At 67.7% G+C, this 9,616-nt stretch carries 14 protein-coding genes; 5 read left to right on the top strand and 9 right to left on the bottom strand.

The window, feature by feature from the left end:
- Positions 1 to 905, top strand: a 905-nt coding sequence (locus tag WEB06_02985; protein ID MEX2554579.1) for an acetyl-CoA acetyltransferase, incomplete at its 5' end; no start/stop codon positions are given.
- A gap of 11 nt (positions 906 to 916) precedes the next feature.
- Positions 917 to 1,336: a Zn-ribbon domain-containing OB-fold protein gene (locus WEB06_02980; GenBank protein ID MEX2554578.1), complete on the top strand. Its 420-nt coding sequence runs from the start codon at positions 917 to 919 to the stop codon at positions 1,334 to 1,336.
- 3 nt (positions 1,337 to 1,339) lie between these two features.
- Here WEB06_02980 and WEB06_02975 read toward each other — a convergent pair whose 3' ends face one another.
- The 4 genes from WEB06_02975 to WEB06_02960 are packed head-to-tail and all read right to left on the bottom strand — an operon-like array spanning position 1,340 to position 3,562.
- Positions 1,340 to 1,660, bottom strand: a complete 321-nt coding sequence (locus WEB06_02975) for a cupin domain-containing protein (protein ID MEX2554577.1) — start codon at positions 1,658 to 1,660, stop codon at positions 1,340 to 1,342.
- Positions 1,657 to 2,319: an enoyl-CoA hydratase/isomerase family protein gene (locus WEB06_02970; GenBank protein MEX2554576.1), complete on the bottom strand. Its 663-nt coding sequence runs from the start codon at positions 2,317 to 2,319 to the stop codon at positions 1,657 to 1,659. The genes WEB06_02975 and WEB06_02970 overlap by 4 nt, the downstream gene beginning before the upstream one ends.
- A 5-nt stretch (positions 2,320 to 2,324) precedes the next feature.
- Positions 2,325 to 3,122, bottom strand: coding sequence for an enoyl-CoA hydratase-related protein (locus WEB06_02965; protein ID MEX2554575.1), 798 nt, complete (start codon positions 3,120 to 3,122; stop codon positions 2,325 to 2,327).
- 11 nt (positions 3,123 to 3,133) lie between these two features.
- Positions 3,134 to 3,562 (bottom strand): GNAT family N-acetyltransferase, encoded by a 429-nt coding sequence (locus WEB06_02960; GenBank protein ID MEX2554574.1) that lies wholly within the window; start codon positions 3,560 to 3,562, stop codon positions 3,134 to 3,136.
- 29 nt (positions 3,563 to 3,591) lie between these two features.
- On the opposite strand from WEB06_02960, the gene WEB06_02955 reads away from it, so the two are divergent.
- The 3 genes from WEB06_02955 to WEB06_02945 all read left to right on the top strand — a co-directional run bounded on the left by WEB06_02955 (position 3,592) and on the right by WEB06_02945 (position 7,135).
- Positions 3,592 to 4,809: an acyl-CoA dehydrogenase gene (locus tag WEB06_02955; GenBank protein ID MEX2554573.1), complete on the top strand. Its 1,218-nt coding sequence runs from the start codon at positions 3,592 to 3,594 to the stop codon at positions 4,807 to 4,809.
- On the top strand, positions 4,809 to 5,888 hold the full coding sequence (locus WEB06_02950) for an acyl-CoA dehydrogenase family protein (GenBank protein ID MEX2554572.1): 1,080 nt from the start codon (positions 4,809 to 4,811) through the stop codon (positions 5,886 to 5,888). Before WEB06_02955 ends, WEB06_02950 begins: the two co-directional genes overlap by 1 nt.
- Positions 5,889 to 5,977: 89 nt before the next feature.
- The gene (locus WEB06_02945) at positions 5,978 to 7,135 is read left to right on the top strand and encodes a DUF222 domain-containing protein (GenBank protein MEX2554571.1); all 1,158 of its coding nucleotides are present in this window, start codon (positions 5,978 to 5,980) and stop codon (positions 7,133 to 7,135) included.
- Between the two features lie 105 nt (positions 7,136 to 7,240).
- On the opposite strand, the gene WEB06_02940 is transcribed toward WEB06_02945, so the two are convergent.
- The 5 genes from WEB06_02940 to WEB06_02920 are packed head-to-tail and all read right to left on the bottom strand — an operon-like array spanning position 7,241 to position 9,593.
- Positions 7,241 to 7,651, bottom strand: a complete 411-nt coding sequence (locus tag WEB06_02940) for a hypothetical protein (protein MEX2554570.1) — start codon at positions 7,649 to 7,651, stop codon at positions 7,241 to 7,243.
- A 37-nt stretch (positions 7,652 to 7,688) separates the two neighbouring features.
- Positions 7,689 to 8,354 (bottom strand): nitroreductase family protein, encoded by a 666-nt coding sequence (locus WEB06_02935; GenBank protein MEX2554569.1) that lies wholly within the window; start codon positions 8,352 to 8,354, stop codon positions 7,689 to 7,691.
- Positions 8,351 to 9,019: a hypothetical protein gene (locus tag WEB06_02930; GenBank protein MEX2554568.1), complete on the bottom strand. Its 669-nt coding sequence runs from the start codon at positions 9,017 to 9,019 to the stop codon at positions 8,351 to 8,353. The genes WEB06_02935 and WEB06_02930 overlap by 4 nt, the downstream gene beginning before the upstream one ends.
- Before the next feature lie 20 nt (positions 9,020 to 9,039).
- Entirely contained in the window at positions 9,040 to 9,447 is a 408-nt protein-coding gene (locus WEB06_02925; protein ID MEX2554567.1) for a PaaI family thioesterase, read from the bottom strand.
- Positions 9,444 to 9,593, bottom strand: a complete 150-nt coding sequence (locus WEB06_02920) for an SDR family oxidoreductase (GenBank protein ID MEX2554566.1) — start codon at positions 9,591 to 9,593, stop codon at positions 9,444 to 9,446. Before WEB06_02920 ends, WEB06_02925 begins: the two co-directional genes overlap by 4 nt.
- Between the last annotated feature and the right edge of the window lie 23 nt (positions 9,594 to 9,616).

Genomic DNA, 9,616 nt, shown 5'->3' with positions numbered 1-9,616 from the left:
CGTGGGAGTTCTTCGTCCATCACGCGGTCGGCGCGATCGAGGCCGGGCTCTGCGACGTGGCGCTCCTGAACTACGCGACGACCTCGCGCTCGGACCTCAAGCGAAAGATCCGCTCGGCCAACGTTGCGATCGAGGCGCGCGGGCCGGCCCAGTTCGAGTCGGCCTACGGTCACACGGTGATCGGCCGGCATGCGATGGCGGCGACCCGGCATATGCACGAGTTCGGAACGACACCGGAGCAACTCGCCGAGATCGCCGTCCAGGCGCGCGCGAACGCGGCGCGGAACCCGCTCGCGATGTACCGCGAACCGATCACGGTCTCCGACGTCGTCGACTCGCGCATGATCTGCTCCCCGCTGCACAAGCTCGACTGCTGCATCCGCTCCGACGGCGGCGGCGCGGTCGTGCTCGTCGCCGAGGACCGGGTGGCCGACCTGCCGCGCAAGCCGGTGTGGGTGCTGGGGGCCGGCGAGGCGGTCTCGCATCACACCATGAGCGAGTGGGAGGACTTCACCGAGTCGCCCGCCAAGCGCAGCGGCGAGCGGGCGTTCGGGATGGCCGGCGTGAAGCCGGACGAGATCGACGTGCTCGAGGTCTACGATTCGTTCACGATCACGGTTCTGCTGACGCTTGAGGCGCTCGGCTTCTGCGCGAAAGGTGAAGGTGGGTCGTTCGTCGAGGGTGGACGGCTCACGATCGATGGTGCGCTGCCGACGAACACCGACGGGGGCGGGTTGTCGTCGAACCACCCCGGCATGCGCGGGCTGTTCCTGATCATCGAGGCGGCGCGCCAGCTCCGCGGTGAGGCGGAGGGGCGGCAGGTCGCCGGCGCGAAGCTCGCGGCCGTCAACGGGACCGGCGGCTGGTTCTCGTCCACCGGAACACTCGTTCTGGGGGTGGATTAGCCGTGCCGGAGATGCCGAAGGTCGCGACGTGGCACCTGCCCGTGGCCGATCTCGAGACGGCGCCCTACTGGGAGGCGACGACGAACGGAAAGCTCATGATCAAGGAGTGTCGCGGCTGCGGGCGGGCGTTCTTCTATCCCCGTTCGCACTGTCCCCGGTGCTGGTCGACGGATACCTCCTGGCGCGAGGCGAGCGGGCGCGGAACGGTCTACACGTTCACGATCGTGTTCCAGAACGACCTGCCGCCTTTCCGAGACCGGGTGCCGTACGTGGTTGCCGTGATCGAGCTCGACGAGGGCGTGCGGATGACTTCGAACGTCGAAGGCATCGCGCCCGAGGAGGTTCGCTGCGGCCTGCCGGTTCGAGTCGCGTTCCGCGAAGAAGCGCGGGGCGACGACACGGTCGCGATCCCGGTGTTCCGGCCGGCCTAGACGTCAGTTCCCGTACTGCTTCGTCTCCGGCCGCTCGAGAAGGATCGCGTGGGCGATCGCGTCGGCGACGGGCCGGTGCATCTTGCCGCGGGGGACGACGTAGAGCTCGCCGGCGTTCAACGTGATCGGATCCGCGCCCGACAGCTCGATGCGGAACGCCCCGTCCCAGCAGAGGAAGAGCTCGTCCTCGTCGTGACGATGCCAAGGGAACTCGCCTTCCAGGCGCGCGACCCGCACGACCGCGTCGTTCACCTTCACGACGTCGCGCGGCCGCCACGGGCCTTCCAGCGACGCGATGAGCTCGGGCAGCGAGATGGCGCTCATGGCACCCGGAACGGCGTCTCGCGGACGATCCCGGCTTTCACCGCCTTCAACGCCTCGGGCGGTGCCTCGGCGACGAGCCGCGCGTACGTCACGGTGTCTTCGGTCAGCCGGTCGGCCGGGACGACCGAGCTCACGAGCCCGATGCGATGGGCTTCGTTCGCGTCGATCCGGCGGCCCGAAAGGCACAGGTCGCGCGCGATCGCGCCACCCACGATCTGCGACAGGATCGTGTACAGGGTCGGCGCGCCGAACTTGATCTCGGGATGGCCGAACGCGGCGACGTCGGAGGCGATGCGGACGTCGCATTGCGTCGCGATGTCGAAGCCTCCCCCGAGCGCCGGGCCGTTGATCGCGCCGACGAGCGGCTTGCCGAACGACTGGAGCGTCTCGTGCATGAGTTGCCCCGACTGCCACTTCGAGTCATCGCCGAACGTGTCGGGGTCGGGCGTGAACTCGGAGCGGTCGAAGCCGGCGCAGAATACCGTGCCGGCGCCGGTCAGGATGGCGACGCTTATCGCGTCGTCGTCTTCGATCTCCTTCAACGCTGCCGCCAGCTCCCGGCGCAGCGCGTCGCTCAACGCGTTTCGTTTGTCCGGCCGGTTGAGCGTGATCGTGGCCAGCGGCGGCTCTTTGTCGAGCAGGAGCAGCTCGTAGGCCATCCCGTTCACCGTCCCGTGAACGTCGGGTCGCGACGTTCACCGAACGCGATCATGCCTTCCTTGATGTCATCGGTCTGGTTGATCAGCTCCTGTACGAGCGCCTCTTCCTCCAGCGACGAGCTGAGGTCTGACTCGAGGGAGCGATTGAGCAAACGCTTCGCCAGCCCTAATGCCTTCGTGGGCCCGGCGGCGAGCCGCTCCGCCCACTCGGTAGCGGCCTGCTCGAGCGCCTCGGGCGCAACGACCTTGTTGACCAGACCGATGCGCTCGGCGTCGGCCGCGCCCCACGGCTCGGCGAAGAACACCATCTCCTTGGCCTTCGCGAGCCCGATGAGTCGCGGCAAGATGTACGCGCCGCCGCCGTCGGGAACGATCCCTCTGCGGGCGAACACCTCGATGAACCGCGCTTTCTCCGATGCGATCACGAGGTCGCACGCGAACGCGATGTGACAGCCGATCCCGGCAGCCACGCCGTTGACGGCGGCGATCGTCGGGGTCTCGAGCTCCCAGAGGGTCCGGAATAGCCGTTGCGAGCCGCCGCGGATCGCGTCGCGCGCCATCCCCGCGACTCGCTTCTGCCCCTGGCGGGAGCCGGCGCCGGAGATGTCGGCGCCCGAGCAGAACCCTTCGCCGGCGCCGGTGATCACGAGGCAACGCAGATCGAGGTCCGCGCCGACGACGCCGATGGCGTCGATCAGCTCTTCGCGCATCTCGGGCTTCAGGGCGTTGCGAACCTCGGGGCGGTTGAGCGTGACCCACGCGACCGTGCCTCGCCGCTCGAACGTGATGAACTCGTAGCTCACGGGTTCCCCCTTCATTGTTCCTTGATGTACCGATCGAGCCTCGGGTCGAGACGGTACCCGGCGGAGCGCCAGAACGCCGTCGCGACCTCGTCATCGCCTTCGACCATCGAGCTGATCCGGCGGGAGCCGCGCTCCCGGATCCGCCGCTCGCCCTCGCGGACGAGCGCCGTCGCGATGCCGCGTCTTCGCTGCGACGGGCGGACCGCGAGCCGGTAGAAGTTGCCGCGCCAGCCGTCCCATGCGGCGACGAGTGTGCCGTCGACGCCGTCGCCGTCGCCCGCGATCAGGAGCCAGGCGCTGTCGTGCTCGAGGAGGGTGCTGACGCTCTCGGGGTTGTCGGAGACGCTCGCGTGATCGCTTGCCTCTCGCCAGAAGGCGAGCACCGTGTCGACGTCGCCGCGGGTCGCGTCGCGGATCTTCGGCGGGTCGCGAGAGGCCATCGAGCCGATAGCCCTAGAATCTCGCCGCCATGGATCTTTCTCAGTCGCCGTCCGAGCAGTCGTTCCGCGCCGAGGTACGCGCTTGGATCGAGAAGAACCTGCCCGAGGGGTGGGGAACGCCGGCATTCAAGGACCCACGGACCTTCGAGGAGCGCGTCGCTTTCTCCAAAGAGTGGGAGGCGAAGCTCGCGAAGGACGGCTGGGTCGGCATCCACTGGCCCAAGGAGTACGGCGGCCGGGGCGCTACCTACATGGAGCAGATCATCTTCCATGAGGAGATGGCCCGCGCACGCGCGCCGCAACTGTTCATCAACTTCGTCGGGACCAACCTGGCCGGGCCGACGATCATGGCGCACGGTTCGGAGGAGCAGAAGCAGCGGTACCTGCCGCCGATCCTGTCGATGGAAGAGGTCTGGTGTCAGGGCTTCTCCGAGCCGAACGCGGGGTCGGATCTCGCCAACGTGCAGACGCGCGCGGAGGATCGTGGGGACCACTTCGTGGTCAACGGTCAGAAGATCTGGACTTCGTTCGCGCACGTCGCCGACTGGTGCCTGCTGCTCTGCCGCACCGACACCTCGGTCGCGAAGCACAAGGGCCTGTCCTACCTGCTCGTCGACATGAAGCTGCCGGGGATCGACCCGCGGCCGCTGAAGCAGATCACCGGCGACGCGGAGTTCAACGAGGTCTTCTTCACCGACTGCGTCGTTCCTAAGGAATACCTGCTCGGCGAGATGAACATGGGCTGGACGTACGCGAACACGACGCTGTCGCACGAGCGCGGCCCGGCGTTCCTCGGCCACCAGATCCGGTTCCGCAACGTGCTGCTGGATCTGTTCAAGGCCGCTCAGAACACGAAGCGCGACGGGATCCCGGTTTCGGAGCATCCGGTGTTCCGGCAGAAGCTCGCCGGCGCGTACGCCGAGCTCGAGATCATGCGCTATATCGGGCTGCGCAACATCACCTCGATCTTGAAGCACGGCCGGCCGGGGACCGAGGGCTCGGTCGCGAAACTGTACTGGAGCCACATGGTCCGCCGGATGCAGGAGCTGGCTCTGTCGGTCGGAGGCCCCGCGGGGGCCTTGGACGGCGAGGACGCGATGGGCCGGGGTCAGTGGCAGCGCGGCTATCTGATGTCGTTCGCGCAGACGATCGCGGCCGGCTCGAGCGAGATCCAGAAGAACATCATCTCGGAGCGGGTGCTCGGTATGCCCCGCGGTGAGACGTGGGCGCCCAGGGAGAAGCGCTAGTGGACTTCGATTTCTCTCCCGAGCAGTACACGTTGCGCGACGAGGCGCGGCGCTTCCTCGAGCAGCAATGCCCGACGTCGCACGTGCGCGAGTTCATCGACGATCCAGCCGGCTGGTCGCGGGATCTCTGGAAGCAGATGGCCGACCTCGGGTGGATGGGGCTGGCGTTCCCGGAATCGGTGGGAGGGCTGGGCCAGTCGTTCCTCGATCTGGTGTTGCTGCTCGGCGAGCTTGGGCGCGCGGTCGCGCCGGTTCCGTTCCTTTCGAGCGTCGCGCAGGCCGGCCAGGTGATCCTGCGGCACGGGTCTGGGGATCAGCAGGCGCGGCTGCTGCCGGGGATCGCGTCGGGGGAACGCGTCGCGACCTTGGCGGTGGCCGAAGGAGCAGGGACGTACGGGGATGCCGGGATCGAGACCCGTGCCGATGCGGACGGCCGTCTCACCGGCGAGAAGCGCTACGTGCTCGACGCCCCGGCCGCCGACCTGTTCGTGGTCGCGGCGCGCGGGCCTGCCGGTGTCGGCTGGTACGTCGTCGAGGACGGCGCGAGCGTCACGACGCAGCGCTCCTACGACATCACGCGGCCGATCGGGTCGCTGACGCTGGACGGAACGCCGGCCGAGCGGCTCGCGGTGCCGGGCTTGGACCCGGGTCTCCGGATCGCGACCGCCGCGTTGACGGCGGAGATGGTGGGAACCGCGTCGAAGATCCTCGACCTCTCCGTTTCCTATGCGAAAGAGCGCGAGCAGTTCGGCCGTCCGATCGGTTCTTTCCAGGCGATCAAGCACAAGTGTGCCGAGATGCTGACCGACCTCGAGTCGTCTCGGTCGGCCGCGTTCTACGCGTGCTGGGCGGTCGCGACCGACGCGGAGGATGTCGATCTGGCGGTGGCGGTCGCGAAGTCGTACGGGTCGGATGCTTTGGCGCGGCTGGGCGGGGAAGGCGTTCAGGTGCACGGCGGCATCGCGTTCACCTGGGAGCACGACATGCATCTGTACCTGAAGCGCATCAAGACCGCGGAGGCGTTGTTCGGCGATGCGGCCGAGCATCGCGAGCGCATCGCGGTGCTAGCCGGACTGTAGAAACGCGCAGTTCGAGAATCTTTCCGCAACGCTCTCGATCCAGTTACGGATAGGCGTTCGTTGTCGCATGGGCGTGCTTTGATGTCTGCATGATCGATCGTCTGGAAGGTTTGGTTGCGGCGCTGCGGGATCTCCTGTCTGAGTTGGATCCTCGGAATCTGTCGGGGGTCGACGCGGTGCGGGTGGTAGAGGTGTGCTCGGAGGGCGAGCGCGTTTGCGCCGCCGGGCGCACGCTGGCTGCGGGCCGCGTTCAGCGATCGCCCGAATGGAGCGCAGCCGGGTATCGCACGCCGGCGCAATGGATGGCGGCCCATACCAAGGTCACTCTTGGGCAGGCGATCACCACGTTGGAAACGGCTCGGCGACTCGAATCGCTTCCGATGACGCGCGGGAAGTTCGTCGCCGGTCGCCTCTCGGAGATACAAGCTGCGGAGATCGCTGCCGCCGCATCGGCGCACCCGCAATCCGAAGATTCGCTTCTCGAGGCAGCGGAATCGGAGACCGTCGCGTCCCTTCGCGATCGCTGCCGGGAGGTCCGCGCCTCGGCTCACTCCGACGAGGACGCGTGTGAGCGCATCCGAAGGGGACGGTACCTTCGTCACTGGACCGATCCAGACGGCGCGGTTCGGCTGAACGGGCGCTTCGCGCCCGACGACGGCGCGAAGCTGGTCGCGTCCGTCCAGGCCCGCGCCGAGCGTCTGCAGGTCGAAGCGCGGCGCGCCGGACAACGCGAGCCTTCCGATGCGTACGCGGCCGACGCGCTGTTGGGCTTCGCGGCGGGAGATCAAGCCCCGCGTTCCGTCGTCCACGTCGAAGTCGATCGCGCGGCCTTCGAACGGGGGCGCGTCGAGCCCGGTGAGCGCTGCGTCATCCGTGGCGTCGGGCCCGTTCCCGTTGCTGTAGCTCGTCGGATGGCGCGAGATGGGCTCGTTAAGATCCTCGAGCGGGACGGCGTCGAGGTGACGCGTGTGGCGCATGCCGGCCGCACGATAGCGGCGCATCTCCGGACGGCGCTCGAAGCGCGAGATCCGACCTGTGTGGTGCCTGGGTGTGACGTGCGGACCGGACTCGAGATCGACCACATCGTTCCACTTGCCGAGGGCGGGCCGACGCGGCTGAACAATCTCGCTCGACTGTGCCGGTTCCATCACGGGGAGAAGACCCATCGCGGGTGGCGGCTGGGGGGCCGGCCGGGCGCCTGGTCGTGGACGCGGGGGTCGGCCAGGGCGCCGAACCGGTCCGCCTAGCGGTCACGCCTCCAAACCTGGATAGCTGCTGATCACGCGCATGCGTCTCTCACGGCTCCGTGTCGGTGCCACTCGCACGAGCGAGACCCGGAAAGATCGACGTGTTTAGAGAGCTTTGACTGCCCCGAACACGAGGATCAGGAGCCCGGCGAACGCGAGGGTCGCGTTGGTCGCTGCCAGCGCGTAAACGATGCCGCGAGGTGGCGCGAACAGGTCTGCCAACCCCTTGGTCCACGCGAGGAAGTTCGAGGTCAGCTGGAGCGCGCCACCCGCGACGAGAAGCAGCGCGGCGAGCGTCTCGACGCCCGACGATAGGTTCGACAAGGCCACGGCCCAGACGAGTCCGAGGAGCATGAAGCCTTCCCATAGGGCAACCACGTGCACGCCGAGGAGTCGCGTCTGCTCGACGGTGTGGTCCTTCAGCCGGACGCGCGAGAGAACGAACCCCATGATGAAGGCGAAGACTAGGCTGAACAGCCCGCCGATGACCAGGATCTTGGCTGCCGTGTCGTTCATGTGCGCCCCCTCGCTGTCGACCCGTCGCGAGCATATGTCAGGCGTAGGGCGTTCCCCAGTGTTCGAGGTGGGCGACTTCCTCGAGCTCCCGGCGTCGCGGCGGCCCGAACTTTCCTTCTGCCGGGTGTCCGATCGCGATGAGGATCACGGTCTCGACGTACTCCGGCATCCCGAGCAGCGGCCGGACCTCGTGATCGAGCAGGCGCGTGAGGTTGGTGGGTAGCGCCGCAAGTCCGAGCCCGCGCGCAGCGAGCAGGATGTTCTGGACCGCGGCCCAAACGGCCCCGAAGGCGGACGACGGCTCCAGGATCGTCTGGAGATCCGGGGTCACCATCGGGCCGAGCCGCGACCGGTCAAGACAGCAGAGGATGAACAGAGGCGCCTCGTCGAGCGACCCGGCCAGCCGGTCCGTCGCCTCGAGCATCACCCGCTCGGGCTCGTCCTTGGCCTTCGCGGGGTCGCCGTAGAACTGTTTCGCGAATCCCCAGGCTTTCGCGTAGATCTCGGCGAGCGCCCGGCGCTTCTCGGGATCGCGCACCACGATGAACCCCCACGGCTGTGAGTTCGTGGGGCTCGGCGCTTTCCGCGCCGCGTCGAGCAGACGCCGGATCGCGGCGTCGGGGACGGGAGCGTCGGTGAACCGGCGGAGGCTCCGTTGCGTATCGATGGCCTCGAACAGGCCGATGCCGTCCGGCTCGCTCACGGGAGCCGCCCGAACACGTTGACGTACTGGATGTCGAGCGCGTCGCTCATGGCCCACCTCATGAACGCCTCGTCGCCGAGCTCGAAGCCCCAGCGCTTCATCACCGCGTTCGGCATCTCGTCGACCGCGGCAACGGGATCGGGGGTGTCGAGCTCGTAGAAGTGGAGATACAGCGGGTCGGTTCCGGCGGCGTTCACGTAGGGCGTGATCGTGGTGAACCCCTCCGGCGCCGCCGCTGCGATCCCGTGGATGTGAGTGAAGTCGGCCCAGTCGCGGAGCTCCTGCGCCCGGGAACGCTCGGTGGGGGAGATCAGGATCAGGAAGATCCCCAACGTCGGCTTCCCCGAGCAACGGCCCTGGGAAGGCCGCGGGTACCGCCGGAAAGCGAACCGGTTGACGACCCGGACCCCGGCATCGCCGTCGGGCAGTGCTGTCAACGTGATGTCGCCGGGCCCGATCTCGTAGATCGTGAGGTGACTGAAGTTCTCGACCTTCTGCTGGAATCGCGACTCATCGGGGCGGAGGTTCTTGAACGCCGTCGCGCGCGAGAACAGTCCGGTCGCGAGCGCCTTGGACATGGCCACCTCGCGCTGCCACCGCTCGACGCTGGCTGGTTCTCCGTCCAGCATCTCGAGAAGGAGTCCGGACGGCTGGCGGTCTTCCATGGTGTCCTTTGAGAAAACGTTCAACCCTTCGACCGGCTCAGCATGAACGTCGCCATCGCCTTGGCGCAAAGCCGGCCCTTGTTCGTGATGTCGACGTTCGTCACGGCCAGACGTTTCCCCAGATGCACGATCTTGGCGGTGGCCGTCATGTCGCCGTCGTAGACCTTGCGCAGGAAGTTCACCTTCAACTCGACCGTCCCGTCGATCGCCTGACGCCCGTCCTCCTTCATGGCCACAGCGATCGCGATACCACTGGCGATGTCGGCAAGCACGCCGACCATCCCGCCGTGCGCCCACCGATTCCCGTAGTGCTTCTCGGGGTCGACCTCGATGAACGCCACGCCCTCCTCGTTGTCTCCGATCCGCATCTGGATGCCGAGCGTGCGGTGGAAGGGAGGGTTGAACCGTTCCTTGGGAACCTCGGTCATCCGAGCATCGCAACGCCGGCGTCGACCGGGATGACCTGCCCGGTCACCGCGTCGGAGTCGTCGGACGCGAGGAACACCGCGGTGCCGGTTATGTCCTCGGGCTCGAGTGTCCGGCGAAGCGCGCTCATCATCTTGATCGCGCCCATCATCGCGTCGGGGACGTGCTTGC

Source organism: Actinomycetota bacterium (genome assembly GCA_040905475.1).
Taxonomy (GTDB): Bacteria; Actinomycetota; AC-67; order AC-67; family AC-67; genus DATFGK01.
Note: the sequence above shows the minus strand (reverse complement) of the source record. Positions and strands in the feature narration are given on the sequence as shown.

What these genes read in the sequence shown, in the direction of transcription:
- WEB06_02980 (MEX2554578.1), top strand. Translation starts at nt 917, where the DNA reads ATGCCGAAGGTCGCGACGTGGCACCTGCCCGTGGCCGATCTCGAGACG.
- WEB06_02975 (MEX2554577.1), bottom strand. Translation starts at nt 1,660, where the DNA reads ATGAGCGCCATCTCGCTGCCCGAGCTCATCGCGTCGCTGGAAGGCCCG.
- WEB06_02970 (MEX2554576.1), bottom strand. Translation starts at nt 2,319, where the DNA reads ATGGCCTACGAGCTGCTCCTGCTCGACAAAGAGCCGCCGCTGGCCACG.
- WEB06_02960 (MEX2554574.1), bottom strand. Translation starts at nt 3,562, where the DNA reads ATGGCCTCTCGCGACCCGCCGAAGATCCGCGACGCGACCCGCGGCGAC.
- WEB06_02955 (MEX2554573.1), top strand. Translation starts at nt 3,592, where the DNA reads ATGGATCTTTCTCAGTCGCCGTCCGAGCAGTCGTTCCGCGCCGAGGTA.
- WEB06_02945 (MEX2554571.1), top strand. Translation starts at nt 5,978, where the DNA reads ATGATCGATCGTCTGGAAGGTTTGGTTGCGGCGCTGCGGGATCTCCTG.
- WEB06_02940 (MEX2554570.1), bottom strand. Translation starts at nt 7,651, where the DNA reads ATGAACGACACGGCAGCCAAGATCCTGGTCATCGGCGGGCTGTTCAGC.
- WEB06_02930 (MEX2554568.1), bottom strand. Translation starts at nt 9,019, where the DNA reads ATGGAAGACCGCCAGCCGTCCGGACTCCTTCTCGAGATGCTGGACGGA.
- WEB06_02925 (MEX2554567.1), bottom strand. Translation starts at nt 9,447, where the DNA reads ATGACCGAGGTTCCCAAGGAACGGTTCAACCCTCCCTTCCACCGCACG.
- WEB06_02920 (MEX2554566.1), bottom strand. Translation starts at nt 9,593, where the DNA reads ATGGGCGCGATCAAGATGATGAGCGCGCTTCGCCGGACACTCGAGCCC.